The following is a 26,978-nucleotide window of genomic DNA, read 5'->3' as shown; positions in this document are numbered from 1 at the left end:
ACTCCGGGAGCGGTCGGCGGTGCAGCCGGATGGACAGGGTCGTTTCTCAACTACCGCGGTTCCAGTCGCCGTTCTGCCCGGCGAGGGCGGCGGGAGTGAGCGGATTCATAGCCGTGACGTCACGCGGGGCGATGGAGAAGCCCTGCCAGTGGACCGGCATCGGCTGCTGGTCCTCGTCCCGGGCTATGTGGTGGAACCCGATGTTCATCCACACCACGGGGTGGGTGAGGGCCTGTCCGTTCACGAACTTGTCGACGGACGAGCCCGATCCGGTGGCGCAGCCCGGCTGATTCTCGCTGGCGTACTTCTCGCACTTCTTGTACTCGGTGAAGTACACGTCGTGCTGGGTGAAGGGGCGGCCGGAGTACTTGCTGGTGGGGCCGGGGACGAGCTCGTAGGAGCGCGGGTGGCCGTCCTTGTTCTTGCCCGCCGAGCTCACCACGCGCCACCAGCGCATGTTCTTGTTGTCGCCCGCCAGTTCCTTGGTCACCGTGGTGCGGGTGGTCTTGGCGGTCGGGCCGTTGCCGGCGCCGGCCGGGGCGGTGACCTTCGAGTCGTACTGCTCGACCTTCGCCTTGGAGGAACCGTCGAGGGCGAAGTCGAGCTTCCAGAACACGTTGTGGCTGTGGCTGTCCGCCTTGGCCGCCGCGCCCTTGCCGATCGGCCAGCTGCGGCCGTCACCGGCGTCGTAGTCGTACGGCGAAAGGCTGCCGGTGGCGCCGACGTTCATGTGGACGGTGCCGTCGTCCTGGAAGCGCCACTCGGTGATGTACTCGTACCAGTCGACCTTGTTGACCGTGTAGACGAGCAGGTCCTTGCCCTGCGCCTGGTAGACCGTGTTGTTCTGGTCGTAGTTCATCAGGCGGTAGGCGTGGCCGCGGGTCTTGGTGGTGGTGCACAGGCCCTTGATGTTCGGGTCCTGGTAGTACGAGGTGTTCTTGACCTTGACCGTCTTGATCGTGCCGCCGGGGCACTCCGCGGCGGTCAGGTTCATCAGGCCGTCGCCGAAGTTGTACGTCGTCAGGTCGTTGTACTCGCTCCTGCCGTCGTCGTACGGCACGTGGATCTGGGCGAGCCTGGCGCTGTTGAGGACCTTGATCGGCTTGGTCTCGCCGGGCGGCTGGTAGGAGATGTCCTCCAGGACGATCCCGGCCTTGCTCTCGAAGCGCCAGCACATCCGCCAGGTCGTGCCGGAGGCGAGCTTCTTCTCGATCTGGTACGCCGTGCTGCAGTCGGCGGCCGCGGTCGGGGCGGCCTTCGGCTGGGCGGTGGCCGGGCCCGCACCGGTGGTCATGCCGGCCGCCAGGGCCATCACGGCGACACCCAGGAGCGTCCCTCTGCGGGCACGGCTCATTCTGTTCACACGCATGAAGAAATGACTCCCTTACAGGAGGTACGAAGGGGAAAAGTCGACGGGCGGGCGGTTCAGCCGCGGACGATCTCGACGACCTTGCGGGTGCTCAGGTCGATGACCAGGTCCCGGGTGTCGATCCACGGTCCGTTCCTGACCTTCGGGGTCAGCGTCGCGCAGCGGTGCTCGCCGCAGGCGGTGAGCGCGGCGGGCCGGACCCCCGGGTTCGCCCGGAAGACCATGCTGTTCAGCTGGAGCTGGTCCGGCGAGGTGAGCTCCTTGCCGGTGGCGTCCTTGAAGTCGCCCTTCAGCCCCGCGGACAGCGGGTCGGCGAGCAGTAGCCGGGCCGCCTCGGCCGTCTCGGCCCGGCTCAGCGGCGGCTGTACGCCGTGGCTGGTGGAGGTCCCCTCGACCTTGCCGGTGTCGAGATTGACGGTCCGGGTGACGAGGGTGTCGTCCTTGTAGTCGTAGAACGTCACGTCGGCGCGGCGCGGCGCGTCCGGGTCGTCCAGCTCGCTCGTCTCGGGGTCGGCGAGGTCGATGCCGAGCTGCTGCGGGCCGCGGTCCCCGTCGACGTCCTCACTGGCGTTGAACAGCTGCCGGTTGAGGGCGAGTTTCGCGACCCGTTCCATCTCGTCGTCGGTCAGCGGGTCGCGGCCCGTGCCCTTGTCACCCTCGGCGGGGGCTTCCTCGACGACGCCCGGCGCGCCGGCCGAACCCTGTGCCTCCTGGTCCTGCTGCTGCCCGGCGGCCGCCTGGCCGCCCCCCTTGGTGCCCCCCGTTTCGTCGGCCCCGGCCGTGCCCGGCAGGGTGATTCCGACCATCACGGCGGTCGAGGCCACCGCGATGGCCGCACCGGCCACCACCTTGCCAAGGTGGCGGCGCACTATTTCGCGCACGTCTTTCCCCCTGCTCCCCCTGGTCACGGGAGTATGTGATTGCCCCACAGGTCTGTGCACACCACGTATGCACCGGTCGATCGGTAAGAGGGGCGTAAGTCAGGGGTGGTTCCATCACTTTCGGGGAGACTCGTGGTCAAGGCGCCCCGGCGGCGGGCACGAGCTGAAAGAGTCGTATCCATGCAGGTCTGGCCTGGAGAGGCATATCCACTCGGTGCCACGTACGACGGCGCCGGGACCAACTTCGCGGTCTTCACCGAGGCCGCGGACCGAGTAGAGCTGTGTCTGCTGCACGACGACGGCTCGGAGACGGCGGTGGAGCTGCGGGAGAGCGACGCGTTCGTCCGGCACGCGTATCTGCCCGGCGTGATGCCGGGCCAGCGCTACGGATTCAGGGTGCACGGCCCGTACGCCCCGGAGCGCGGACATCGCTGCAACTCCGCGAAGCTGCTCCTCGACCCGTACGCGCGTGCGATCAGCGGGGCGATCCAGTGGGGCGAGGAGGTCTACGGCTACCACTTCGACTCGCCCGACAAGCGCAACGACCTGGACTCCGCTCCGCACACCATGAGCTCGGTCGTGGTCAACCCGTACTTCGACTGGGGCGACGACCGCCGCCCGCGCACCGACTACCACCAGACGGTGATCTACGAGGCCCATGTGAAGGGCCTCACCATGAGCCACCCGGGCCTGCCCGAGGAACTGCGCGGCACCTACGCCGCCCTCGCGCACCCGGCGATCATCGAGCACCTGACGGAACTGGGCGTCACCGCGCTGGAGCTGATGCCGGTCCACCAGTTCGTGAACGACCACCGGCTGGTCGACATGGGCCTGAACAACTACTGGGGCTACAACACCATCGGCTTCTTCGCCCCCCACAACGCCTACGCCTCCTGGGGCGACCGCGGCCAGCAGGTCCTGGAGTTCAAGTCGGCGGTGCGGGCGCTGCACGAGGCGGGCATAGAGGTCATCCTCGACGTGGTCTACAACCACACCGCCGAGGGCAACCACCTGGGCCCGACGCTGTCCTTCCGAGGGCTCGACAACGCGTCGTACTACCGTCTCACCGACGATCCCCGCTACTACATGGACACCACGGGCACCGGCAACTCCCTGCTGATGCGCTCCCCGCACGTCCTCCAGCTGATCATGGACTCGCTGCGCTACTGGGTCACCGAGATGCATGTCGACGGCTTCCGCTTCGACCTCGCGGCGACACTGGCCCGCCAGTTCCACGAGGTGGACCGGCTGTCGTCCTTCTTCGACCTGGTGCAGCAGGACCCGGTGGTCTCCCAGGTGAAGCTGATCGCCGAGCCGTGGGACGTCGGCGAGGGCGGCTATCAGGTGGGCAACTTCCCACCGCTGTGGACCGAGTGGAACGGGAAGTACCGCGACACCGTGCGGGACCTGTGGCGCGGTGAGCGGCGGGCGGTCGCGGAGTTCGCGTCCCGGCTGACGGGCTCCTCCGACCTGTACCAGGACGACGGGCGGCGCCCGCTTGCCTCCATCAACTTCGTGACCTGTCACGACGGGTTCACGATGCACGACCTCGTCTCGTACAACGACAAGCACAACATGGCCAACGGCGAGGAGAACCGGGACGGCGAGAGCCACAACCGGTCCTGGAACTGCGGCGCCGAGGGCGAGACCGACGACCCGGACGTGCTGGAGCTGCGCGCCCGGCAGATGCGGAACTTCATGGCCACCCTGATGCTGTCCCAGGGCGTGCCGATGCTCAGCCACGGCGACGAGTTCGCCCGAACGCAGCGCGGCAACAACAACGCCTACTGCCAGGACAGCGAGCTGGCGTGGGTGCAGTGGCCACAGGAGGGCGAGGTCTTCGGCGACCTGCTGGCCTTCACGCGCGCGATGGTGGGGCTGCGCCGGGACCATCCGGTCTTCCGCAGGCGGCGCTTCTTCCACGGGCGACTGGTGGAGGGCACTCATGACGAGCTGTCGGACATCGCCTGGTTCACCCACGAGGGCCGGGAGATGACCCAGCGGGACTGGGACCGGGCGCAGGCGTCGGCCATCTCGGTGTTCCTCAACGGCAACGCGATCTCCGAACCGGGACCGCGCGGGGAGCGCATCAGCGACGACTCGTTCCTGCTGATGTTCAACCCCTCGCACCGGACGCTGGACTTCGTGGTGCCGGTCAACCACGGCCGCCAGTGGGAGGTGGTCGTCGACACCGCCCTCCCCGAGGGCGTCCCGCCGGGCACCGGCCCCAAGGTGCAGGCCGGGGACCGGCTGACGCTGGTGGACCGGAGCATGACGGTGTTGCAGCGGCCGGTCTAGAAGCCGCCCGTCCGGGGACCGCCGGTGGGCACGCGCGCGTGGAGCGTGCTGCCGGCGTCCCGGACGTACGGCGTCGGCCTCGCCGTCAGCGCGATCGCGCAGGCGAGCGCGGCCGCCACGCTCGCCGCGCCGAACGCCGCCGCCGGGCCGTACGACTCGGCGAGTCGCCCCGTGCCGGCGATCGCGAGGGCCTGGCCGCCGACCAGGGCGCTCGTCGCGAAGGCCATCGCCTCGGCGAGCCGCGTCGGTGGCACCGCTCGCTCGGTGAGCCCGAACACCGTGATGAGGTGCGGGGCGTAGGCGACACCGAGGACGGTGACGACCGCGTAGAGGGCGACCAGGCCGTCCGTCCACAGCAGGGGCAGGGAGAGTGCGAAGGCCGCCGCGGTGGCCGTCCGCCAGCGTGTCGCGAGCGGGACCCGCGCGGGTACGGCGGCCATGGACAGGCCCGCGACGGCGCTCATCACTCCCATGGCGGCGTAGACGAGCCCCGCCTGGTCGGGCTGTCCGAGGCGTTCGGTGAGCGCGGTGATGCCGGCCTGGCAGGCGCCGAACATGGCGCCCTGGAGGGCGAGGGCGGCGCGCAGGGCGTGGACGGAGCGGGGGACGCGGGGACGGACGGCGGGGGTGGGTGACGTGGCTGCGGGGGCGGCCTCTCGCGCCGCCGTCGGATGCAGTGCGAAGCCGGTCCCGCACACGGCCACCGACAGCGCGGCGGCGCCCAGCGCGTGGGCCGGGTGGGCCAGGACCGCGGCGAGGCCGACCAGGGCGGGCCCGAGGACGAAGGAGATCTCGTCCAGGGTGCTCTCGAAGGACAGGGCGGTGGCGACCGTGGTGTCGGGGGCGTCCGCGCGGCGGGCCAGGGCGATCAGGCGGGCCCGGGCCAGGGGGCCGATCTGCGGCACGGTCGCACCCGCCGTCGCGCCGAGGACCGCGAGGAGCGGCGTGGGCAGGCCGCTCAGCGCTCCGGCGACCAGCGCCGCGATCGCCAGGGCGTTGACGAGGGAGAAGACGAGCACGACCGTCCGCTGACCGTGCCGGTCGGCGAGCCGGCCCACCAGCGGCCCGCAGGCCACCTGGCCGAGCGCCAGCGCACCGCCGGTCAGCCCCGCGGCGCTCAGCGAGCCGCTGGTGCGGGCGACGAGCAGCACGCTGCCGAACTGGATGGTCGCCGTCGGCAGTCGGCCCAGGAAGGACACGACCGGCAGCAGCGGCCCGGTCAGGCCGATGACCTCGCGGTAGGCGCGTCCCATGGTTCCCATCGCTCGAAGGTAGCCACGCGCGCGGGGGGACGTGCACGGACCGATGACACGAAAGACGGTGGGGCGGGTACGTAGGTTTGCATGACACCTGAGCGACCCGACCCGGTGGTGCCCACCGCCACATACCGGCTCCAGCTCCAGCCCGAGTTCCCCTTCGACGCCGCGGCGGCCGCCGTGCCCTACCTGGCCGCGCTCGGCGTCTCGCATCTGCACCTGTCCCCCGTCCTGGAGGCGGTCCCCGGCTCCGCGCACGGCTACGACGTCGTCGACCACGCGCGCGTGCGGGCCGAACTGGGCGGCGAGGAGGGGCTGCGCGCGCTCGCAGGCACCGCGCGGAAGCACGGACTCGGCCTGGTCGTGGACATCGTGCCGAACCACATGGCCATGGCCCCGCGCCACAACCGGGCCCTGTGGGAGGTGCTCAGGGAGGGCCCCAAGTCGCCGTACGCGCGATGGTTCGACATCGACTGGGAGGCCCAGGGCGGACAGGTGCTGCTGCCGGTCCTGGGAGGTCCGCTCGGCTCGGTCATCGGTGACCTGCGGGTCGACGGCGACGTCCTGCGCTACCACGACCACGTCTTCCCGTTGCGCGAGGGCACCGGGGAACTGCCGCTGCCGCGGCTCCTGGACGCGCAGTGGTACCGCCCGGCGTGGTGGCGGCTGGCCCGTACCGAGCTCAACTACCGGCGTTTCTTCAGCATCTCGGAGCTCATCGGGGTGCGGGTGGAGGACCCGGAGGTGTTCGAGGCCACCCACGCCAAGATCCTCCAGCTGCTCCACGAGGGCGTCGTCGACGGGCTGCGGATCGACCACCCCGACGGTCTCGCCGACCCCGACGCGTATCTGCGCAGGCTGCACGAGGCGACCGGCGGCCGCTGGACGGTGGTGGAGAAGATCCTGGCGGACGGCGAGCCGCTGCCGGCGGCCTGGCCGGTCGCGGGCACCACCGGGTACGACGCCCTGCGGCACATCGACGGCGTGCTCACGGACCCGGCCGGGTTCGGCGAACTCCTCGGCCAGTACCGGCGGTTCGCGGCCCCGCAGACGGACCGGGGCGGAGACTGGCAGGCCACGGTGCGGCGGGCGGCGTACAAGGTGCTCGCGCACGAGCTGGCCGCCGAGACCGAGCGGCTGACCCGGGTGGCGGTCCGGCTGTGCGCCACGTCCCCGGAGCCCGCGCTGCGCGACCGCGCGCCGTGGGCGCTGCGCACCGCGCTGCAGGAACTGCTGGTCCGCATGGAGGTCTACCGGCCCTACGGCTCCGTCGACGCGGCCTCCGTCGTCACCGAGGAGGCCGCGGAGGAGGCCCGGCAGGCGTTCGTGGTGCCCGAGGAGGCAGGCGCGGTGGACGTGGTCCGTGATCTGGTGCTGGGGCGGGCGGGTGAGGGGCCCGAGCACGTGGAGTTCGGGACCAGGTTCGCGCAGACCTCGTCGGCGCTGCGGGCCAAGTCCGTGGAGGACACGGCGTTCTACCGCTATGTACCACTGCTGTCGGCGACGGAGGTGGGCGGGAACCCGGGCGCACCCGCGGTGTCCCCGGACGACTTCCACGCGTACTGCGCGCGCGTGCAGCGCGACTGGCCGGCGACCGGCACGGTCGTGTCGACGCACGACACCAAGCGCAGCGCCGACGTACGGGCCGCGCTGGCCGTGCTCACCGAGTGCCCGCAGCGCTGGGCCGACGTCCTGGCCGAGGTGACGCGCACCGGCGAGGGGGTGCCGGACGCGCAGGTGGCGTGGGCGGCCTGGCAGACGGTGTTCGGGCTCGGCCCGGCGGACGCGGAGCGGGTGCAGCAGGCGCTGCTGAAGCATGTGCGCGAGGCCGGGCTGTTCACGAGCTGGACGGAGCAGGAGCCGCCGTACGAGGAGGCGGTGGCGGCCTTTGTCGCGGCGGGGCCGTCCGGGGCGCCGGGCGAGCACGTGGCCGCCTTCCGGAGCGCGCTGGAGCCGTCCGTCCGGGCGAACATGCTCGGCACGGCGCTGCTCCATCTGACCATGCCGGGGGTGCCCGACATCTACCAGGGGACGGAGGCCGAGTACCGGGCCCTGGTGGATCCGGACAACCGCCGGCCCGTGCGGTTCCCGCCCGAGGAGCCCGGCGAGAAGGGCGCGCTCACCGCGGCGGCGCTGCATCTGCGCGCCCGGCGCCCCGCCGCGTTCGGCGACTCGGCGACGTACGCCCCGCTGACGGCCGAGGGCCCGGCGGCGGCCCACTGCCTGGCGTTCGCCCGCTCCGGGGATGTCGTCACCGCCGTGACCCGGCTGTCGCTGCGGCTGGCGGAGGAGGGCGGCTGGCGCGAGACCCGGTTGCCGCTGCCACCGGGTCGATGGGCCGATGTCCTGTCCGAGGGTCGGGAGTTCACGGGGCACGTGCGCGTGGCGGAGCTCTTCGAAGGGCTGCCGGTGGCGTTGCTGGAGCGGGTGGAAGGGGACCGCGGCTGAGTCGTATCCGCGAACTCACCTCGGGCGTGGGCGTCTTCGCCGTACGCCGTCGCTCGGCCCGCCCACCGGCTCGTGACCGCGTGCGCTCCCGGAGCCCGGGCCGGGCGGCCGGCGCGCGGTGACCGGCGGCGGCGCGCGCTCGGCCGCACCGTGAACGGCCACCGGAACCGGCCCACCCGCGCCCCGGCACCCCCGCTGGCACCAACGGCCCTTACCCCTGGCGGTAAATGCATCCGGGCGCCCCCTGGAGGCTCCCCCGTTGCGCGCTTGACACTTCACAGAGGGCGTGGGGTACTGCGGATTGCGAAGCCGGGCGGATGTGTCGGGGGTGAGTCTCCTGCCGGAGCTGCGCTACCCCACAGTGACCGAAATCCTTACGTCCGCACGGGCGTTGGCCGCTCGCAGCCCCGCTCTCTGCACCCTGCGCGAGGTCGGCCGGTCCCGGGCCGGCAGACCTCTGCATCTGCTGTCCGTTGGCCGTGCCCGGCGGGCCGTGCTCGTCGTCGCCGGCGCCCACTCCAACGAGCCGACCGGCGGTGCGACCCTCCTCGACGTCGCCGAACGGGTGCTGAACGAAAGGGAGTTGCGGTTCGAGACGTCCTGGCACTTCCTGCTGTGCGCGGACCCCGACGGGGCGAGCCTGCACCGCACGCCCGCGCCGCGCAGCCTGTTCGACTACCACCTCGGCTTCTTCCGGCCCGCCGGTCACGAGCAGCCGGAGTGGTCCCCGGCGGTGCTGCCGCCGGACCGGCTGCCACCGGAGACCCGGGCCCTGACCGGCGTCATCGACGAGTTGCGCCCCTACCTCCAGGTGACCCTGCACGGCACCGACCTGGGCGGCAGCTGGGTGCAGCTGACGAAGGACATCCCGGGTCTCGCGGAGCCGTTCGCCAAGTCCGCGGCGGAGCTGAACATCCCGGTGGAGCGGGGCGCCTCGGACGCCGCGGGCTGGCCCGCGTCAGGGCCCGGGGTGCATGTGATGCCGGCGCCGGGCGCGGGGGCGGCGTACCCGAGCATGCCGGACGACGCGCGCAACAGCACCTGGTACCACGCGCACCGCTACGGGGGGCTGACGGCGATCGTCGAGGTGCCGATGTGGGCGAGCGACCTGGTCGACGACCCGGCACCGCATCCGGCCCCGGCCGTCGCGCTGCGACGCCTGGCGGGGCGGCTGCTGCGGGACACGCGGCAGGTGGAGCGGGTGCTCGCCGATGCCGCGCCGCGGCTGCCGGAGGTCGAGGGGCCGCTGCTGCGGGCTTCCCGGTGGGGCCTGGAGCTGGTGCCGGGGCTGGCCGCGGACTGGATGCACACCCCGCCCGCCGACAACACGCGCGCGTACGTGGGCAGCGTGGACGCGTTCGCGCGTCGGCTGCCGCTGCGGGCGGCGTCGATGCTGCTGCGGGTGCTGCTGGAGCACGACGACCGCGCGGCGCCCCGTCTGGAACGGTTGGTGGCGTCCTGGAGCGAGGCCTTCGCGGACCGTTTCCGGGCCCGCTGGGTGCCGTTGGAGCATCAGATCGAGCACCAGTCCCGCACGGTGGTGGCGGCGGCGATCCACGCGCGCGCGAGGGGCGTCTGAGCCCCGCCGCCACCGGCCCACTCAGGTGGCGAGGCCGTCGAGCGCGAACACCGATCCGGTCCGCCCGGCCATCACACAGCCGTTGGAGAAGGTCTGCGCGTACTCGACCGGCCGCCCGTTCCACTGCCCCTGCGCGCGTGCGGTCACCGGGGCGTAGTGCATCGGGCAGTAGGTGTGCTTCGCCGGGAGGGCGGCGAGGTCACCGGTCACCGCCTCCAGTTCCGCGCAGGCCTCGGCCGCTTTCGCGTGGCCCTGGGGCGGGTCGCACAGCAGCAGGGTGCCGCGCGTGTCGCTGGACCGGGCGTCGCCCTTGGTGACCGTGAGGTAGAGCCAGTTGTCGGTGCGGACGTCCTCGGGCGCCGCCTGCGCGGGGGCCGTGGTGGCGACGAGCAGGGCGGCCGCGGCGAGCAGGGTGCCTCGTACCGCCTTCGATGCGGTGCAGTTCTTCATTCCCGATGCATCGGCACGGGGGCCTCGGATCCCCACCCCGGCTCACCCGAACGGGAGCCCACGCGCGTGTGCCGCCCGGCCAGTTCGAACACGGTCTGCACCACCCGCGCCTGGTACTCCACCTGGCGCTGGACGGGGATCCAGCGTGCCCCGCAGCCGTCGCGGTAGTCGGCGCACCACTCGTCGATGAGGCGGTCCAGCTCGGGCAGGGCGTCGACCGGATCGGTCCCGGCGGCCCTCACGAGCTGGTGCAGCAGGCCCGCGGTGCGCAGCGTCAGACGGCGGCCGGAGATCCGCAGGGCGGCCAGGTGGGCGGTGCTGAGGGGCGGCAGCGGATGGGAGCCGTCGTCGACATCGGGGTCCCAGGAGTCCGCGATGCCGGGGCAGACCAGTAAATAGTCGTCGACCGGTGCGAGCAGGCGCTCCGCGTCCGGGGCGGCGGTGACGAACGGGCGGACGCGCGCGTAGAGGCGCGCCAGGCGCTGGGTGTCGAGGCGCAGGGTGCGGCTGACGCCGCGCAGTACGGCGGCCGCGTCCAGGGGCGGGGTGCCGTCCTCGACGGCGGTCACGCCCCACATGGGTGCCTCGACGATCGCGGTCACGGTGCCGTACCGGTGCGGGTGGTACCAGGTCGACTCGACGGCGGCCTCGGTGATGGCGGCGGCCAGGTCGCCCCGGCGCGGCGGCGGGATACGGAAGACGGCGGGCCCGAGGACCGGCCAGTACAGGGTGTCGTACGGGCCGAGTTCGCGCGGGATGCCGAGACGGGCCGCGTGGTGGGCGACGCGGCCCGCGAGGCCCGGCAGGTCATGGGTCAGCTCGACGAAGCCGCCGCCCACGTCGACGCCGTGCAGGGAGCACTGGAGGAAGGGCCGGAGCTCGTCCTGGACGTCGAGCAGGGCGCGGGTCTCCGGCAGCGTGACGGCGTCGGCACCGTCGGGCAGCCATTCGGGCTGTTCCAGGAAACCGGGCCGGAAGAAGTTCCGGAAGTGCCGGCCGAGGGTGTAGGGGCCGTGCAGCCAGCCCTCGTTGCGGCGCAGACCGTCGGGGTCGAGGCTGAGCAGCAGGTTCCAGGTGGCGTCGGCGCCCTCGGTGAGCAGGGGGTCGGCGAGGGCGCGTTCGGCGAGCCGCAGGACGGTGCCGCCGCCCACGGGTTCGTTGGCGTGCGGGCCGGCGACCACGAGGGCCTGGCGGGTGCCGTGGCCGACGGACAGCAGCCACAGTGGTGTGCCCGCGCGGGACATGCCGACCGTGCGGAGTCTGGCGTCGCCGGGGTGGCGGGCGACGAGTGCGGACGCCCGGGCGCCCAGCTCGTCGACGGTCGGGTAGCGGAGGAGTGGCGGCAGGGCACACCTCCACGAATGTGGTGCCGTCGGTTCACCTGATGTGCATGGTGTACGCACAGTGAGTCACGACTTGTGGGGTACGTCAACACCGCGGTCGGCAAAGGGATCTGAGCCCTCGACAGCACGTAAACCCCAGGCCAGAGCTAAGGTTCGGCTCAGTTCACGGACGCCCCGGCTCAGTCGGCGGAGAGCCGGAACCACATCCGCCCGAAGCCGATCTGATCGCCCTCACGGACCACGGCGGCCCCGATGACACGCCGCCCGTTCACCGTCGTGCCGTTGGTCGAACCGAGGTCCCGCAGCACCCACATGCCGCCCTGGCGGCTCAGCTCGGCGTGCACCCGGGACACCGTCTCGTGGGTCAGCCTCAGTCCGTTGGCGGGGTCGCGGCCGATCCGCAGCGGGTATCCGTTGCCGGGGTGCGGCAGCAGCAGTTTGGGCAGCCGCTCGGCCTGCCAGGCACGGCGCAGCCGCTGGGTGAAGCCGGAGACCGCCTCCACGGAGCCGAACACCAGCCGGGAGAAGCGCCCTTCCGAGGGCAAGTCGGCGGTGAGCGCCGCGAGTTCGTCCGAGCGGCGGGCGGCGAGCGCCAGCTCCATGCGCCGGATGAACGTGTCGTGCGAGAGCCGGCCCATCGCGACGCCGTCACGGAGCACGCTCAGCGCCTTGTCACGCTCCGCGTCGGAGAGCCGCGCGGGGTACGTGTTGAACTCGAAGGACGACGTCACGTTCGTGATTGTCGGGCAGCGAACGCCGGGTGTCCAGAAAACGTGAGAACAGCCGCCACGCGCGCGCACCGGACGCCACCTGCCACGACACCGGCCGCAAAAGGGAAGATTCAAAAGCGGAGCGGTTCTGTTTGAAGCACCATGGACGGGCTACATCACGGTGAGCAGACGAAGGGGAACCGTCCGTGCAGTTCGAGGTGTGGGCACCGCAGGCCGACCGTGTGACGCTCCAGTGCGACGGCGCCACGCGCGCGTTGGAGCGCGATCCGGAACGGACCGGATGGTGGCGAGGTGAGGCGGAGGCGCAGGACGGCTCCCGGTACGGCTTCGCGCTGGACGGCGGCCCCGTGCTGCCGGACCCGCGCTCGCGCCGCCAGCCGGACGGCCCGGACGGCTTGAGCGCGGTCGTCGACCACGGGCGGTACACGTGGCGCACGGAGTGGGCCGGACGGCCGCTGCCGGGCGCGGTCCTGTACGAGCTGCACGTGGGCACGTACACGCCTGAGGGCACCCTGGAGGCGGCCGCCGAGCGCCTCGGGCACCTCGCCGAACTGGGCGTCACCCACGTCGAGTTGATGCCCCTGTGCCCCTTCCCCGGCCGGCACGGCTGGGGGTACGAGGGCGTCTCGCTGTGGGCCGTGCACGAGCCGTACGGCGGGCCCGAGGGACTGAAACGGTTCGTCGACCGGGCGCACGAGCTCGGTCTCGGGGTGGTCCTGGACGTCGTACACAACCATCTGGGGCCGTCGGGCAATTACCTGCCCGCGTTCGGGCCGTACTTCACCGACACCCACCACACACCGTGGGGCTCCGCGGTGAATCTCGACGCGCCCGGGTCGGACGAGGTGCGGACGTACCTGCTCGGCAGCGCGCTGGCGTGGCTGCGGGACTACCGGATCGACGGACTGCGCCTGGACGCGGTGCACGCGCTGGCCGACACGCGCGCGTTCCACTTCCTGGAGGAACTGTCGACGGCGGTGGACACGCTCGCCGCCGAGGCGGGCCGGCCGCTGTTCCTCGTCGCCGAGTCCGACCTGAACGACCCGCGGCTGATCACCTCCCGCGCGGAGGGCGGATTCGGGCTGCACGCGCAGTGGAACGACGACTTCCACCACTGCCTGCACACCGCGCTGACCGGCGAGTCCCAGGGCTACTACGCCGACTTCGGCCGCGCCCCCCTCGCCGCGCTGGCGAAAACGCTCTCCGGCGGGTACTTCCACGACGGCACGTACTCGAGTTTCCGGGGCCGCCGGCACGGGCGTCCGCTGGACCGTTCACGGGTGGCCGCGCACCGTCTGCTCGGCTACAGCCAGACCCACGACCAGGTGGGCAACCGCGCCCAGGGCGACCGGCTCGCGGCGTCCCTCTCCCCCGGTCTGCTGGCCTGCGCGGCGGCGCTGACGCTGACCGCCCCGTTCACACCGATGCTGTTCATGGGCGAGGAGTGGGCGGCGGGGACGCCCTGGCAGTTCTTCACCGACCACACCGATCCCGAGCTGGCGGAGGCCGTACGGCGGGGCAGGCGGCGGGAGTTCGCCGCGCACGGCTGGAAGGAGGAGGACGTGCCCGATCCGCAGGACCCGGCGACCCGGGACCGCTCCTGCCTCGACTGGTCCGAGCCGGCCCGCGAGCCCCACGCGCGCGTACTGGACTGGTACCGCCGGCTCCTCACCCTGCGCCACGAACAGGCCGACCTCACCGACCCGGACCTCGCCGACACGAAGGTGGCGTACGACGAGCAGGGGCGCTGGCTGGCCTTCCGGCGCGGGGACGTGCGGGTGGTGGTGAATCTGGCCGAGGGGCCCGCCGCGATCCCTCTGGGGCCGCGTCGGGCGCGTGTGCTGGCCGCCTGGGAGCCCGTGGAGGGGCCGGGGGCGGACGGGGTGCTGCATGTGCCCGGGGAGTCGTGCGTGGTGCTTCTGCAGGAGTGAGGGGTCCGGCGCGGCTACTCCTCCTCGTCGCCCTCCCGCAGCTCCGTCACCCGCTCCAGCAGGATCGCCTCCCAGGCGTGCCCGAGCTGCACCCGCAGCTCCGGGAGCGGGGTGGCGCCGCGGCCCTCCAGGCGTTCGGCGAGGCGGACGACCGCGTCGCAGCGGGCGAGCCACAGGCCGCGCAGGCACGGGCGGGCGCCGTACCCGGCGAGGGTGGCGGCGCGGACGGCGGCGGGAGAACCGACGGCGAGGGCGAGCCCCGCGATGTCCTCGGCGGGGTCGCCGACGATCGCCTCGGCCCAGCCGAGCACACCGCGTACCCGGCCGTCGGCGCTGACCACGAGGTGGTCGCCGGTGAGCCCGTGGTGGACGAGGACGGCCGTGCCGGGCTGGGCGGCGAGCTGGACGGCGGCCGCCGAGGTGAGCTGGTGGAGGCGGCCCGCGTCGAACTCGTCGGCGGCGGCGAGGCGTCGGGCCGAGCGTTCGGCGGCTCGGCGCAGCGCCTCCAGGGAGCGCGGGGCGGTGCGCGGAACGCCGAGGGTCTCGGCCTGGCGGGCGGGCACCTCGCGCAGCCCCGTCAGCAGCGCGGCCAGGTCGGCCTCGCCGACGGCGGAGACGTCGTGATCGCGCGCCGAGCCGCCGGGGAGCAGGGCGTCCAGTGTGTAGGTCAGCCCCGGCGTCCACTCGCCGTGGGCCACGCTCGCCGGGACGGCGGCCGGGATGTGCGGTCGGACGAGGTCGCGCAGCCGCAGCTCGCGGCGCTGGCGCAGGGCGGCCTCGCGGTCGGGGGCGAGGCGCAGCACATGGCGGCTGCCGACCCACCAGGTGGCGGGCTCGGCGCTCTCGGCGACGGGACGGACCTCGGGTCCGGCGCCGGCCGAGGCGTCCTTGAGGAGGGAACGGACCAGCCGGCGGACGGTGTCCGCGGTGGGTGTCGGTGCCTGGGTCATGGTCGCGCCGTAGTCACTCGGGGGATGTGCCGGGGCTCCTGATGGCTGCTCAGTCCACTATGACCATGTCGCGGGTGGTGTCGTTGAGGCGGCGGCCGCCGTCCTCGGTGACCGTGACGATGTCCTCGATGCGTACCCCGAAACGTCCCGGCAGATAGACACCGGGCTCGACGGAGAAGCACATGCCGGGGACGAGGGGCTGCTGTTCGCCCTCGATCATGTACGGCGGTTCGTGCGTGGTGACGCCGATGCCGTGGCCGGTGCGGTGGATGAAGTACTCGCCGTACCCGGCGTCGGCGATGACCTTGCGGGCCGCCCGGTCGACCTCCTGGCAGGCCACGCCGGGGCGTACCGCGCGGAAACCGGCCTCCTGGGCCTCGCGCACGAGGTCGTGGACCCGGCGTTCCTCGTCGGTGGGTTCGCCGACGTGGACGGTGCGGGAGGTGTCGGAGCCGTAGCCGTCCTTGAGGCCGCCGAAGTCGAGGACGACCATGTCGCCGCGCTCGATGACCCGGTCGCCGATCTCGTGGTGCGGGTTGGCGCCGTTCGGGCCCGAGGCGACGATGGTGAAGTCGACCTGGGAGTGCCCGAAGCGGCGCAGCAGACGGGCGAGGTCGGCGGCGACCTCGGACTCCCGGCGGCCGCCGAAGGGAACCTCGCGGATCTCCTCGAACGTCGCGTCGGCGGCCGCTCCCGCGGCCGCCAGCAGCTCCAGCTCCGCCGCGTCCTTCACGGCCCGCAGCATCGGCAGGGCGTCGGTGAGGGAGGCGTACGAGGTGCCGGGGAGCGTCTTCTGCAGGCTCAGCAGGTGCATCGCCCAGGCGTTGTCGCTGATGCCGAACCGGCCGCCGGAGTCCAGGAGGGCGGCGGTGGCGGCGTAGGGGTCCTTGCCGTCGACCCAGTCGCGCAGGGTCAGCGCGGGCGCTCCGGTGGCGCGGGCGGCGTCCGGGGCCTCCAGGGCGGGGACGACGAGGACGGGATCCTGGCCGGCGGCGAGGACCAGCAGGGTGAGCCGTTCGGTGATCGCGGGCGGGTTGTAGCCGGTGAGCCAGACCAGGTCCGGGCCGGGTGCCACGAGGAGTCCGGCGAGCCCGGCGTCGGCAGCCGCGCGGGCGGCGCGCTCCATGCGGGCCCGGTAGTCGTCGGCGGTGAAGGGCGCGAGCGTGCTGCCGGTCATCCGGGCCTCCCTGGGCGGACAATGGGACAACGGATGCTACGGGCAGCATCCTGCCCGGACAGCGTGGGCAGCGCGAGCCGGTTCGCGGTGTTTTCCGGGGGTGCGGCGGATGGGTGCGGGGGGCCGCCGGTCGTGGCGTCAGTTCTCCAGGGCCAGGCGGACACCGAGCAGGAGCAGCACGCCTCCGGAGACCTGCTCCAGGCGCCGGCGTACTCCGGCACGGGACAGCAGGGTGCGCATCCGGCCGACGAACCACACGTACAAGCCGTAGTAGCCGACCTCGTAGACGGCCCAGAGCGCGGCGAGTCCCACCATCGTGGGCAGGTGCGGGGCGCCGTCCGGCACGAACTGCGGCAGGAAGGACATGGCGAAGACGGCCGCCTTGGGGTTGGCCAGGTTGAGCAGCAGCCCGCCGCGGTAGGCGGCCCAGCCGCTCTTCTCACCGCCCGCCCAGCCCTCGTCGGCCCGGCCCGCCCGGCTCCGGCGGGCCTGCCACAGCGCCTGGACGCCGAAGGCGACGAGGACGACCCCGCCGACGACGCGCATGACGTCGTAGGCCACCTCGGAGGCCGTCAGCAGTGCGGTCAGGCCGAACGCGGCGACGAGGCCCCAGACGAACACGCCGGTCTCGTTGCCGAGCACGGTCAGGAAACCGGAGCGCCTGCTGCGCAGCGACTGCTTGATGATCAGCACGGTGCTCGGTCCGGGTGAGGCCGCGACGAGGGTGCAGGCCCCGAGGAAGGCGATGAGGGTGCTCGGCATGGGGCTCATCGTGGCCCGCGTCGAGGAGGCCGACCACCGATTTTCCCGCCTTAACGGTTAAGGATTGCTCAAGCATTAGCCCTAATGCTTAGATTCACATACGCCATTAGGGTCGATTTCAGGGGGGGGCATCCGATCGTGCTCGTACTCGCGCACATCAGCGATCTGCATCTGGACGGAAGCGAACGGGCCACGGAGCGCGCGGAGCGGGTGCGCGACCGGCTGTGGGACCTGCCGGGGCGGGTGGACGCCCTGCTGGTGACGGGGGACATCGCGGACCACGGCGCGGAGGCGGAGTACGAGGAGGTCGCGCGGATCCTGGGCGACGCGCCGTTCCCGGTGCTGGCCTGCCCGGGCAACCACGACAGCCGTGCCCCGTACCGCAAGGCCCTGCTGGGGCTGCCTGCGGCGGACGGCCCGGTCAACAGCGTGCGGGTCTTCGATGACGCCGCGGTGCTGATGTGCGACTCCAGCGTCCCGGGCAAGGACGAAGGCACCCTGGAGGAGGAGACGTACGACTGGATCGAGGCGACGCTGGACGGCCTCGGCCAGGAACGCCGCGCGCTGCTCGCCTTCCACCACCCCCCGGTCGCGCTGCATCATCCGCTGCCGGACGCGTACCCGTTGCGGGAGCCCGACCGGCTGGCCGCGCTGCTCGAGCGCCGCCCCGAGATCGCCGGGATCATCACCGGTCACGCCCACACGCCCGCCGCGACCGTCTTCGCCGGGCGGCCGCTGGTGGTCGGACCGGGGGTGACGTGGACGCTGCGGATGCCCTGGGAGGGCGAGCAGATCGCGGACCGGGACGCGCCGGTCGGGTTCGCGTTCCACATCCTCGACGACGCGGGGCGGCTCACCAGCCACTTCCGGGTGGTCATGTGACGATGCCGGGCACTGCGGTCAACTGCTGGTAGCCGCCGCTCTGGTGACGGACCGTCAAAGTGATCTCCTTGCCGGGGCGGGTGCCGGAGACGGTGCGGGCGAGGTCGGCGGCCGAGTCGACGCGGGCCTTGCCGACCTGGAGGAGTACGTCGCCGCGGACCAGGCCCGCCGTGAAGCCGGGGCCCGGCACATGGACGCCGACGATCAGGGCGCCCGTCTTCTCGGCGTCGACGGCCTCCACGCCGAGGACCGCCGTGGGCGGGGCCGGCGCGGGGGCGGGCGTCGCGGAGGACGGCGAGGGCGACGAGGCGGCGGAGCGGGTCGGGGCGGGCGGGGTCCGCTCCGTCTGCCGCTGCAGCTCGGCGAGTCTGCTCATGCCGATCACCGTGGCGCCGACCGTGCCGAGCCCGACGCCGGACAGGACCAGGACCGCTCCGACGAACAGCCCCAGCAGCAGGGTCCGCAGCTTCCGGCCGCGGCGGGGCGCGGCGTGCGGGTGCCGGGTGGCACGGGGTCTGCTGCCGCCGCCGGGCTCCTGGCCGGGCATCGGCTTCGGACGCAACGCGGTCTGTTCCATGGCTTGCCTCCGGCGGGCACAGGGTCGCTCCCGGCTGGTGCTCTACCCGTGACAGCGGCCCCGGACGAGCCACGAACGAGTGAGACTGACTGGCGGTCAAGAACGGGAAGCCATGGGTGTTCGGGCCGATCTACGACACACACGTCCGAGCTCAGCCCGTCAGCACGTCCGCCAGCACCGCCGCCGCTCCCCGCAGCACCCCCGTGTGGACCAGTTCGGTGCGATGGACGATTCGTGGCTCCGTGACCGCGACCGCGACCGTGCCGGGAATTCCCGTCGCCGCCGAGCGGGGCAGCAGGGTCAGGCCGCGCCCCGCCGCGGCCAGGGCGGTGAGGGTACGGACGTCCGTGCCGTCGTAGCGCAGTGCGGGGCGGAACCCGTGACCGCCGTTCGCCGCGCGGAGGTGGGCCAGGGGCAGGCCCGCGTCCGGGGCGTCCAGCCAGCGGGCGTCGGCGAGGTCGGCGATGCGCAGACCGGGGCGGCGCGCGAGCGGATGCGCGTCGGGCAGCAGCACGCACACGGGCTCCTCGCCGGCGCCGCGCGTGGTCAGCGGTGCCACGTCGGGCAGCCGCAGCGGGTCGCTGGGGGCGGCCAGGCCGTCGACCAGGCCCAGGTCCGCCGTACCGGTGGCGACGGCCACGGGGACGGCCTCGCGGGCGAGCACCCGCAGGGTCACGCCCGCGGCCGGAAGCGCGGCCAGGACATGGGCCCCGAGCGCGGTCGGGGCGGCGGCGAGGGTCAGCCCGTACTCGGGCGCGGCCGCCATCCGTACGACGTCGACGCGGGCCGCGTCCAGACGCAGCAGCAGGGGGCCCGCGTGTTCGAGGAGCCGCTCGCCGGCCGCCGTGGGCAGGACGGGACGGCGGGTCAGCAGCGGGGCACCCAGGTCCTGTTCGAGGGCCTGGATGTGCTGGGAGACGGCCGACTGGGTGTAGCCCAGCTCGCGGGCGGCCTCGGAGAAGGAGGCGAGGCGGGCGACGGTGACATAGGTGCGCAGGAGGTGCGGGTCCATGCCCCAGGGTCCCATCAGCTCTGCTTATCGGGAATGCAGAAATCATCGTTGGACGCGATCCGAAGGCCGCGCCCAGGATGAGGCCATGACGAACCCAGCAAGCGTGACCGCCCGGATCGCCCTGGTCGGCGACCGCTCCCCCAGCGTCGTGTCCCACACCCGCATCCCCCTGCTGATGGACTCCCTCGCCGAACGTGACCGGCTCGTCCTCGACGCCTACTGGATCCCGTCCGAGGACGCCGAGAAGGAGGGTGCCGTCAGCGGGTTCGACGCGGTGTGGGTGGTGCCGGGCAGCCCGTACCGCAGCGAGGAGGGCGTGCTCGCGGCGATCCGCACCGCGCGCGTGGAGGGCCTTCCGTTCCTCGGTACGTGCGCCGGGTTCCAGCACGCGCTGCTGGAGTACGCCCGTGACGTGTGCGGCCTCGTGCGTGTGGCGCACGCCGAGACCGACCCCGACGCCGAGGACCTGCTCATCGAGCCGCTGGCGTGTTCCCTCGTCGGCCACGAGGGCGCGGTCACCATCGAGCCGGGCTCGCTCGCCCAGTCCGTGATCGGATCGGAACGCACGGTCGAGCGCTACTTCTGCGCCTACGGCGCGTCCCGCCATCTCGACACACTGCGCGCGCACGGACTGCGCTTCTCCGGGTACGACGAGGACGGACACGTCCGGATCGCCGAACTGCCGGGCCACCCCTTCTTCCTGGCCTCGCTGTTCCAGCCCGAGCTGGCCGGTGACGGCTCGCGCCCGCACCCGATGGTCCGGGCGCTGGCGCGAGCCGCGGTGGAGCACGCCGTGCGGTACCGGGGTCAGCCCGTGTGACCCTCCCTGTGCCCGCCGTGGTGGCCGCCGCCGTGGTCGAACTTCAGGGCCTCGGGCGGCAGGACGACGAAGGGCCGCATCATGCCCATGTCCTCGTGCTCCAGGAAGTGGCAGTGGTACATGAACCGGCCGTACGCCCCGTCGAACCTGCCCATGATGCGCAGCATCTGGTTGCCCGGGACCCGGTAGACGTCCTTGTAGCCCCGTTCGTTGGGCGCCAGCGGAATGGTCCTGGCCGGGTCGTACGCGATCGGTGTGCGGGTGCCGCCCACCGCCTGGTCGAAGCCCGTCACCACGTACGGGTCCCGTCCCAGCGCCTGGAAGTCGGCCAGGTGGATGTGCATCGGGTGCGGGATCGGAGCGAGGTTGAGGAAGCTCCACAGTTCGTGGCTGCCCTCGGCGATGGTGAAGCCCAGGCCGTCGTTGAAGGTCCGGGCCGTGCGCCGGTAGGTCTTCGTGGTGCCGTCCGGGCCGGTGACCTGGATGATCCCCTCGGCGGGGAACTGGATGCCGCTCGCGTCCTCGACCTCGGCCATCTCCCAGATCTCGGGATGTCCGCCGCCGCCCTTGGTGCCGGGCGGTGTGAGCACGATCAGCCGGTGGCCGTGCGGCACGTCGTGGGTGATCCGGCGGAAGGAGCCCGAGAGCATCTCGGGCAGCTCGAAGGTGTCGGTCTCGCAGGACTCACGGACCCGGAACTCCATGACCGCCGGGTAGCGCACATTGCCCACCGGGTCGGGCACGCCCACGGGCTGGTTGGGGCCCTTGTTGAGCAGCCGGAGCCTGCGGCCCGCGAGGCCGCGGAAGTCGACCAGCAGGTCGAAGCGCTCGGCCGGGGCGGCGGTCAGGGTGGGCAGCGCGCCGTCGAAGTCGATCGGCACGGGCCGCGGCAGCAGCCCGCCGTCGCTGCCGATCTGGTGCACGATCCCCGGCACCGGGTTGTCGTCCTCGTCCACCAGGACCAGGTCGTAGATCCGCGCGTTCGACGCGTTCACCAGCCGGAAGCGGTACCAGGCGTCGTCCACGTCGGCGTACGGCCAGATGCGGCCGTTGACCGTGGTGTACGGGCCGAGGAACGGTGTCGTGACCGGCTTGCCCGTCTCCGGGTGGGACGGGTTCACCACGATCGTCTTGTGCAGCAGCCGGCCGTTGAGGAGGCCGTCCTCGTCGGTGTCGAGGTTGCGGTCGGCGAGCAGGAGCGGGATCTCCCGTTCCCCATAAGGGAGATGGAGGGCGTCCTCCTCCTCGTCGCGGACCAGGTAGGTGCCGTACAGGCCCGCCATCACGTTCCACCGCGTGATGTTCATGGCGTGGTCGTGGTACCACCACTGGACCGCCTGGTGGTCGTTCGGGTACTCGGAGAGCTGGGCGTCGCCGAAGCCCACGGCGTTGTCCGTCCAGCCGTCGTTGCCACCGCCCGTCTGGGCGCCGTGCAGATGGGTCACCGACCAGGCGGGCAGCGCGGCCACGTCCTCGTCGGGCTTGACGCCGTCGCGGCCGGGCTCGGTGGTGGCGGGCGCGGTGCCCGCCGGGCGGACCGGCACCTCGACGGCGGTGACCGGGTATTCGCTGCCCTTGGGCACGCGGTTGGTCCAGGCGACGCGGAGCCGCTGGCCGCGCCGCACCTCGATGGTGGGGCCGGGCACCAGGCCCTCGTACCCCCACATCAGGGTCGGCGGCAGCTGCGGGTGCAGCCGCACCCAGGTCGGCTGCAGGGCGATCTCCGTCTCACGCAGCACATCGCCGGTGGCGGGCCGCAGGACGGGTGGGACGGGCAACGGCGCGACGTACGGCGCCAGTTCGCCCGGCGCCGCCTCACGCTCCCTCTTGTCGCTCTCCGTGATCCTGTCGATGATGTCGGTCAAGGTCGAACACCCCCGTGTGTTCTGTGGTCTTGCTTCCTTCACCCCGACAGACTTCCGGCGCATCGCCGAAGTTCCCTGAATATCCCGTTCCGCACGAGAAGGTCCGAAAACCGCGCATGGACGCGCGAACTCCCGTTGACAGCGGGCGCTGTCACGTACGGTGACGTGACCGGTCTCCGGGAAGCCCGGCGGCGGGTCAGCCGACGCGCGGCAGTGTCAGGGCCGGCGGCCGGTCCGGCAGGAAGCCGTGGGACCGGCGGGACAGATATCCGGCCTTGTAGCGGTCGACGGTGCGGTGCCAGTGCAGGATTCCCGCCATCCAGTTCTGGAGGTCGGTGACGTAGTCCCGCATGATCGCGCGCGCCTCGTCCGAGAGGCCGAAGTCGTCGTACACGATGGGCAGTTCATGCGCGGCGACATGCTGGAACTGCCGCATGCGCTGGGTCATCAGGTCGTGGACGACGTCGAGCGCGGTCGGGTAGTCGACGCCGAAGAAGTTCTGCACGACGAGGATCGCGTTGTGGACCTCGCCCTCGTACTCGATCTCCTTCTGGTACGAGAAGACGTCGTTGATGAGCATGCCGTAGTCGATGGCCGCGTTCTCCAGCGAGCGGACCGGGCCGCTGCGGTAGACCTCCGGCGGGACGGCGGGGCCGTGGCCCATCCGGCACAGGCTGATCGTGAGGTCGGAGCCGAAGGTGGCGCGGCGCATCTCCAGGTAGTCGACCGGGTCGGGGATCCGGTTCTGGAGCTGGTTGGAAAGCTCCCAGACCCAGCTCTCGGTCATCACGTTCACGGAGTCCTTGAAGGAGCGGCGCTGGTCCGGCGTCATCCCCGCCGTCGTGCGCGGCCACAGGTCGATCAGGCCGCGCTCCATGCCGTTCAGGGGCACCGGGACCTGCTCGCCCGCCACCGGCATGCAGTCCGACAGACGCTGGGTGATCAGCCGGGCGGCGGCGAGGTCGCGGCGGTGGCCGAAGACCAGCGGGTAGTAGTCGTCGCCGTACGTCCCCCAGGCGAGCCACTGCGCGCTGAGGTCGAGGGCCTCGGGTGTCGCGTCCGGGTCGAGTCCCGCCGAGCACAGCGGCAGATCGGCCGCGGCCAGCCTGTCCTCGTCCCAGACGCCCTCCTGGAGCATGCCCATCCGCTGCGTCCACTCGATGAGCCGGGGGCGGGCGGCGGACAGATGCGGGCTGAGCTCGACCTCGAAGGGCATGAAGAAGTCGGGGAGCCGGGAAGGGCCGACCTTCTGGTACGGGACATGCGTGTACGCGCGCAGCCGTTCCGCACCGGCCGAGGCGAGCAGGGCGCCGATGTCGGCGGCGGAGGTGCCGGGGCCGGTGAGACCGTGCCAGGGCGAGGTGGAGGTGGCGCCCTCGTTCATGTAGCGACTGGAGCGCAGGTGCCACTCGTGGCCGCCGGACTGCCAGTCCTGAAGTCCCTTGGTGTAGGCGGCGATCGCGGCGACGTCCCCCGGGGCGAGACCCTTCTCCAGGGCGAGCGCCGGTACCTCGGTGAGGGCGGTGTGCTCGAACTGGTGGAGCCGGGAGGTGAGGATGTCGTTGACGGTGTCGGCGGCCTGCTGGGTGGTGCAGCCGAAGAAGGTCTCCAGGACCAGCACGCCGTTGCTGTTCTCGCCTTCGTCCTCGACCTCACGCTGGTAGGAGAAGAGGTCGTTGCGCAGATGGACGGCGTCGGAGAACGTCTCCATCAGGACCCTCAGCGGCCTGGACCCCGCGACGGCCACGGGCACTTCGGCGCTCGCGAACTCGACGAGCCCCGCCGACCAGGGGGCGCCGCCCACCTTGCGGCGCATCTCGATGTACTCGACGGGGTTGGCGATACGCCCTTCGTTGATGTTGGACAGTTCCCACAGGGACTCGTTCAGGAGATGCTCGGTGGCGACGGCGAAGCGGCGGCGCCAGTCCGCCGACATGGCGGGCACGGTCCGCGTCCACAGGTCGGCGAGGCCCGCCTCGACGGGGTTCTGCGGCTCGGGCATCGGCGTGGCGAGGTCCATCGGCATGAACAGCGGCAGCCGGTCGAGGTAGGCCTTGCCGCCGGCGCGGTCCTGGGTGCGTTTGAAGATCTCCAGGAAGTGGTCGTCGAAGAAGAAGACCCACACGTACCAGTCGGTGATCAGCGACAGGGCGGGGCCGTCGCAGTCGGGGTGGGTGTAGGCGCAGAGCAGACCGTAGTCATGGGCGTCGAGGTCGGACTGCTCCCAGACCCCGGATCCCTCCAGCATGCCCATGTCGCGTGCCCACCGGCTCGAGTGGGCGCGTGCCTCGTCGAGGTGCGGGTTCAGCCGGGCGGGATACGGCATGTAGAAGTGCGGGAGTTCGAAGGGCTGCGTCATGGGCGGGGCCCTACCCAGGCCCTTCCGGGGGCATCCGCGGCACGGCACATGATCACACCATCGCGTGAATCGGGGCCGAACTCGGGAGTTCTGGACGGGTCTTGTGGCGTTCATCTCTCCGCGCGGTCTTCGCCCCGGCTGGTCGGGGGCCAGGTGCCCCGTACCGCCCGCCCCACCTCCGCTCTGAGCGCCACGAACTCCGGGAGTCCCCGGGTCCCGATCTGCTCCCGCTTGCCCGGCAGTTCGACGGGCAGGTCGAGGACGACGTGGGAGCCGGGGCCCGGGGACAGGACGACGACGCGGTCGCCGACGTAGACGCTCTCGTCGATGTCGTGGGTGACGAACACGATGGTCGTGCCCTCGGTGCGGTGCACTTCCAGGAGGAGGTCCTCCAGGTCCTCGCGGGTCTGGGCGTCCAGGGAGCCGAAGGGTTCGTCCATGAGCAGCAGCGAGGGGCGGCAGACCAGGGCGCGGGCGATGGCGACGCGCTGTTGCATGCCCCCGGAGAGCTGCCAGGGGTGGCGTCCGGCGGTGCCGTCGAGACCGACGCGTTCCAGGATGCGCTCGGCCTCGGCGCGTCGCTCGGCCCGGCCGAGGCCGCGGCGGCGCAGTGGGAGGGCGACGTTGTCGCGGACGGTGAGCCAGGGGTAGAGGGAGCGGCCGTAGTCCTGGAAGACGACCGCGAGCCGGTCGGGTACGCCGGTGACGGGGGTGCCGTCGACGGTGATCTCGCCCTCGCGGGCGGGCAGCAGTCCGGCGACGGTGCGCAGCAGGGTGGACTTGCCGCAGCCGGAGGGGCCGACCACGCACAGGAGTTGGCCGTCGGGGACGGTGAGGGTGAGGTCGGTGAGGACCGGATGGTCGCCGTAGTACTGGCCGACCGCGTCGAGGCGGAGCATGTGCGTGTCTCACCTGGCCCGGGGGTCGTGGGGTGGCTCGGTACGGGTCATCCGGTGGCCCTGCCGCTGCCGACCAGACGCTTCTCGACTGCCAGCAGGCCGGTGTTGAGCAGATAGCCGAGGGCGCCGAGCAGGACCAGGGCCGCCCACACGGTGAGCAGGTCGGAGCGGGTCTGGGCGTCGGTGAGGGTGAAGCCGATGCCGTTGGCGGTGCCCGGGAGGAGTTCCGAGAAGACCATGAGGATGAGGGAGAGCGAGAGGCTCAGTCTCAGACCCGCGAAGATGCGGGGCAGCGCGGAGGGGAGGATCAGGAGGCAGAGCCGTTCGACCGGGTTCAGACGGAGCACGGCGGCGACGTCGAGGCGCAGCGGGTCGGTGTTGCGGGCGCCTTCGGCGGTGTTGATGAGGACCGGCCAGACGGCGCTGAAGGCGATCGACGCGATCTGCATCGGCGTACCGAAGTCGAGGACCACGACGAAGACCGGGACCAGCGCGGGCGGCGGGACGGCGCGTGCGAACTGCAGGACCGGGTTGCACAGGGCGTACGCCGACCGCGAGCGGCCGACCGCGACGCCGAGCGCGATCCCGGCGACGGCGGCGAGCCCGAACCCGGCACCCATCCGGCCGAGGCTGGGCAGGATGTCGGCGACGGCGGCCTCGGAGAGGAACCCATGCCGGACGGGCCCGGAGAACCACAGCTCGTGAGCGTGGCGCACGATGCGGCCGGGGGGCGGGAAGTACACGCTGCCGTGCCCCCGGGCAACCACCTCCCAGAGGACCACGGCGACGACGAGAACGAGCCAGCGCAGGAGGGCGTGACGTAGACCGGTCGACCGACGCCCGCGCTGCGCCTCCTTCGGGGACCGGCGTTCGACCGTCCCGTGCCGCCGGCTCCGGCGGGGGGCGCCTGGCGCCGGGTGTGCCGAATCGGGCGGTCCGTCCCCGCTCGGGTCCGGCGACGCAGCGCCCGGGAGACCGAGCCGGCGCTGGAGAGCGTGACGTAGACCGGTCGACGGTCGCCCGCGCTGCACCCCCTTCGCGGGCCGGCATTCGGCCGTCCCGTGCCGCCGGCTCCGGCGAGAGGAACCTGGCGCCGGCCACGCCGTATCGGGCGACCCACCCCCGCTCGGGTCCGGCAGTGCGGCGCGCGGAAGACCGAGCCGGCGCAGGAGAGCGTGACGAAGACCGGTCGACGGTCGCCCGCGCTGCACCCCCTTCGCGGGCCGGCATTCGGCCGTCCCGTGCCGCCGGCTCCGGCGAGAGGAACCTGGCGCCGGCCACGCCGTATCGGGCGACCCACCCCCGCTCGGGTCCGGCAGTGCGGCGCGCGGAAGACCGAGCCGGCGCAGGAGAGCGTGACGAAGACCGGTCGACGGTCGCCCGCGCTGC

Annotated in this window: 21 protein-coding genes; 6 read left to right on the top strand and 15 right to left on the bottom strand. The window is 72.4% G+C overall.

Annotated elements, in window-relative coordinates; translation table 11 throughout:
* Nucleotides 1–46 precede the first annotated feature (46 nt).
* Nucleotides 47–1,369, bottom strand: a complete 1,323-nt coding sequence (locus OG381_RS35460; RefSeq protein WP_327720075.1) for a copper amine oxidase — start codon at nucleotides 1,367–1,369, stop codon at nucleotides 47–49.
* 56 nt (nucleotides 1,370–1,425) lie between these two features.
* A complete protein-coding gene (locus OG381_RS35455) occupies nucleotides 1,426–2,250 on the bottom strand; it encodes a Tat pathway signal sequence domain protein (protein WP_327720074.1) in 825 nt (274 codons plus the stop codon).
* Nucleotides 2,251–2,430: 180 nt separating this feature from the next.
* Here OG381_RS35455 and glgX point away from each other — a divergent pair, with 180 nt between their 5' ends.
* Nucleotides 2,431–4,548 carry a glycogen debranching protein GlgX gene (gene glgX, locus OG381_RS35450; protein WP_327720073.1) on the top strand — a complete coding sequence of 706 codons (2,118 nt, stop codon included), beginning with the start codon at nucleotides 2,431–2,433 and terminating at the stop codon, nucleotides 4,546–4,548.
* Here the strand turns inward: glgX and OG381_RS35445 are convergent.
* Nucleotides 4,545–5,810, bottom strand: a complete 1,266-nt coding sequence (locus tag OG381_RS35445; RefSeq protein ID WP_327720072.1) for an MFS transporter — start codon at nucleotides 5,808–5,810, stop codon at nucleotides 4,545–4,547. The two genes, glgX and OG381_RS35445, sit on opposite strands and share 4 nt — an antisense overlap.
* A gap of 81 nt (nucleotides 5,811–5,891) precedes the next feature.
* On the opposite strand from OG381_RS35445, the gene treY reads away from it, so the two are divergent.
* Together treY and OG381_RS35435 are read left to right on the top strand one after the other, a co-directional pair.
* A complete protein-coding gene (treY, locus tag OG381_RS35440; RefSeq protein WP_327720071.1) occupies nucleotides 5,892–8,252 on the top strand; it encodes a malto-oligosyltrehalose synthase in 2,361 nt (786 codons plus the stop codon).
* A gap of 328 nt (nucleotides 8,253–8,580) precedes the next feature.
* Nucleotides 8,581–9,831, top strand: a complete 1,251-nt coding sequence (locus tag OG381_RS35435; protein ID WP_327720070.1) for a M14 family zinc carboxypeptidase — start codon at nucleotides 8,581–8,583, stop codon at nucleotides 9,829–9,831.
* A 21-nt stretch (nucleotides 9,832–9,852) separates the two neighbouring features.
* On the opposite strand, the gene OG381_RS35430 is transcribed toward OG381_RS35435, so the two are convergent.
* From OG381_RS35430 to OG381_RS35420, 3 genes are all read right to left on the bottom strand, one after another.
* The gene (locus OG381_RS35430) at nucleotides 9,853–10,281 is read right to left on the bottom strand and encodes an SSI family serine proteinase inhibitor (RefSeq protein ID WP_327720069.1); all 429 of its coding nucleotides are present in this window, start codon (nucleotides 10,279–10,281) and stop codon (nucleotides 9,853–9,855) included.
* Nucleotides 10,278–11,525 (bottom strand): dehydrogenase, encoded by a 1,248-nt coding sequence (locus tag OG381_RS35425; protein WP_443061960.1) that lies wholly within the window; start codon nucleotides 11,523–11,525, stop codon nucleotides 10,278–10,280. Before OG381_RS35425 ends, OG381_RS35430 begins: the two co-directional genes overlap by 4 nt.
* A gap of 278 nt (nucleotides 11,526–11,803) precedes the next feature.
* Complete coding sequence (locus OG381_RS35420; RefSeq protein ID WP_327720068.1) at nucleotides 11,804–12,355, bottom strand: FHA domain-containing protein; 552 nt, start codon at nucleotides 12,353–12,355, stop codon at nucleotides 11,804–11,806.
* 185 nt (nucleotides 12,356–12,540) lie between these two features.
* On the opposite strand from OG381_RS35420, the gene treZ reads away from it, so the two are divergent.
* On the top strand, nucleotides 12,541–14,286 hold the full coding sequence (treZ, locus tag OG381_RS35415; RefSeq protein ID WP_327720067.1) for a malto-oligosyltrehalose trehalohydrolase: 1,746 nt from the start codon (nucleotides 12,541–12,543) through the stop codon (nucleotides 14,284–14,286).
* A 14-nt stretch (nucleotides 14,287–14,300) separates the two neighbouring features.
* On the opposite strand, the gene OG381_RS35410 is transcribed toward treZ, so the two are convergent.
* From OG381_RS35410 to OG381_RS35400, 3 genes are all read right to left on the bottom strand, one after another.
* A complete protein-coding gene (locus OG381_RS35410; protein ID WP_327720066.1) occupies nucleotides 14,301–15,236 on the bottom strand; it encodes an aminoglycoside phosphotransferase family protein in 936 nt (311 codons plus the stop codon).
* Nucleotides 15,237–15,285: 49 nt separating this feature from the next.
* Nucleotides 15,286–16,413, bottom strand: a complete 1,128-nt coding sequence (locus OG381_RS35405; RefSeq protein ID WP_327720065.1) for an aminopeptidase P family protein — start codon at nucleotides 16,411–16,413, stop codon at nucleotides 15,286–15,288.
* Nucleotides 16,414–16,551: 138 nt separating this feature from the next.
* On the bottom strand, nucleotides 16,552–17,175 hold the full coding sequence (locus OG381_RS35400; protein WP_327720064.1) for a LysE family translocator: 624 nt from the start codon (nucleotides 17,173–17,175) through the stop codon (nucleotides 16,552–16,554).
* 138 nt (nucleotides 17,176–17,313) lie between these two features.
* On the opposite strand from OG381_RS35400, the gene OG381_RS35395 reads away from it, so the two are divergent.
* Nucleotides 17,314–18,057, top strand: a complete 744-nt coding sequence (locus OG381_RS35395; protein ID WP_327720063.1) for a phosphodiesterase — start codon at nucleotides 17,314–17,316, stop codon at nucleotides 18,055–18,057.
* Here the strand turns inward: OG381_RS35395 and OG381_RS35390 are convergent.
* Nucleotides 18,050–18,634, bottom strand: a complete 585-nt coding sequence (locus OG381_RS35390; RefSeq protein WP_327720062.1) for a PDZ domain-containing protein — start codon at nucleotides 18,632–18,634, stop codon at nucleotides 18,050–18,052. The two genes, OG381_RS35395 and OG381_RS35390, sit on opposite strands and share 8 nt — an antisense overlap.
* 151 nt (nucleotides 18,635–18,785) lie before the next feature.
* Nucleotides 18,786–19,646: a LysR family transcriptional regulator gene (locus OG381_RS35385; protein WP_327720061.1), complete on the bottom strand. Its 861-nt coding sequence runs from the start codon at nucleotides 19,644–19,646 to the stop codon at nucleotides 18,786–18,788.
* Nucleotides 19,647–19,731: 85 nt separating this feature from the next.
* Between OG381_RS35385 and OG381_RS35380 the strand changes: the two genes are divergently transcribed.
* On the top strand, nucleotides 19,732–20,466 hold the full coding sequence (locus tag OG381_RS35380; protein ID WP_327720060.1) for a CTP synthase C-terminal region-related (seleno)protein: 735 nt from the start codon (nucleotides 19,732–19,734) through the stop codon (nucleotides 20,464–20,466).
* On the opposite strand, the gene phsA is transcribed toward OG381_RS35380, so the two are convergent.
* From phsA to OG381_RS35360, 4 genes are all read right to left on the bottom strand, one after another.
* Nucleotides 20,454–22,331 (bottom strand): O-aminophenol oxidase PhsA, encoded by a 1,878-nt coding sequence (phsA, locus tag OG381_RS35375; protein WP_327720059.1) that lies wholly within the window; start codon nucleotides 22,329–22,331, stop codon nucleotides 20,454–20,456. The genes OG381_RS35380 and phsA overlap by 13 nt on opposite strands.
* A gap of 196 nt (nucleotides 22,332–22,527) precedes the next feature.
* Entirely contained in the window at nucleotides 22,528–24,690 is a 2,163-nt protein-coding gene (gene cyc2, locus OG381_RS35370) for a germacradienol/geosmin synthase Cyc2 (protein WP_327720058.1), read from the bottom strand.
* Nucleotides 24,691–24,800: 110 nt separating this feature from the next.
* Complete coding sequence (locus OG381_RS35365; RefSeq protein ID WP_327720057.1) at nucleotides 24,801–25,589, bottom strand: ABC transporter ATP-binding protein; 789 nt, start codon at nucleotides 25,587–25,589, stop codon at nucleotides 24,801–24,803.
* Between the two features lie 47 nt (nucleotides 25,590–25,636).
* Nucleotides 25,637–26,371, bottom strand: coding sequence for an ABC transporter permease (locus OG381_RS35360; RefSeq protein WP_327720056.1), 735 nt, complete (start codon nucleotides 26,369–26,371; stop codon nucleotides 25,637–25,639).
* Between the last annotated feature and the right edge of the window lie 607 nt (nucleotides 26,372–26,978).

This window comes from Streptomyces sp. NBC_00490, assembly GCF_036013645.1.
GTDB lineage: Bacteria > Actinomycetota > Actinomycetes > Streptomycetales > Streptomycetaceae > Streptomyces > Streptomyces canus_F.
The sequence above is the reverse complement of the archived record's forward strand: the minus strand, read 5'-3'. Positions and strand labels throughout refer to the sequence as shown.

Bases quoted from the DNA above. Each gene is read 5' to 3' on its own strand.
- OG381_RS35410 (WP_327720066.1), bottom strand. From the start codon at position 15,236: ATGACCCAGGCACCGACACCCACCGCGGACACCGTCCGCCGGCTGGTC.
- OG381_RS35430 (WP_327720069.1), bottom strand. From the start codon at position 10,281: ATGAAGAACTGCACCGCATCGAAGGCGGTACGAGGCACCCTGCTCGCC.
- OG381_RS35365 (WP_327720057.1), bottom strand. From the start codon at position 25,589: ATGCTCCGCCTCGACGCGGTCGGCCAGTACTACGGCGACCATCCGGTC.
- OG381_RS35390 (WP_327720062.1), bottom strand. From the start codon at position 18,634: ATGGAACAGACCGCGTTGCGTCCGAAGCCGATGCCCGGCCAGGAGCCC.
- OG381_RS35445 (WP_327720072.1), bottom strand. From the start codon at position 5,810: ATGGGAACCATGGGACGCGCCTACCGCGAGGTCATCGGCCTGACCGGG.
- OG381_RS35400 (WP_327720064.1), bottom strand. From the start codon at position 17,175: ATGCCGAGCACCCTCATCGCCTTCCTCGGGGCCTGCACCCTCGTCGCG.
- cyc2 (WP_327720058.1), bottom strand. From the start codon at position 24,690: ATGACGCAGCCCTTCGAACTCCCGCACTTCTACATGCCGTATCCCGCC.
- OG381_RS35405 (WP_327720065.1), bottom strand. From the start codon at position 16,413: ATGACCGGCAGCACGCTCGCGCCCTTCACCGCCGACGACTACCGGGCC.
- treY (WP_327720071.1), top strand. From the start codon at position 5,892: ATGACACCTGAGCGACCCGACCCGGTGGTGCCCACCGCCACATACCGG.
- OG381_RS35385 (WP_327720061.1), bottom strand. From the start codon at position 19,646: ATGGACCCGCACCTCCTGCGCACCTATGTCACCGTCGCCCGCCTCGCC.
- OG381_RS35460 (WP_327720075.1), bottom strand. From the start codon at position 1,369: ATGCGTGTGAACAGAATGAGCCGTGCCCGCAGAGGGACGCTCCTGGGT.
- OG381_RS35380 (WP_327720060.1), top strand. From the start codon at position 19,732: ATGACGAACCCAGCAAGCGTGACCGCCCGGATCGCCCTGGTCGGCGAC.
- OG381_RS35425 (WP_443061960.1), bottom strand. From the start codon at position 11,525: ATGTCCCGCGCGGGCACACCACTGTGGCTGCTGTCCGTCGGCCACGGC.
- glgX (WP_327720073.1), top strand. From the start codon at position 2,431: ATGCAGGTCTGGCCTGGAGAGGCATATCCACTCGGTGCCACGTACGAC.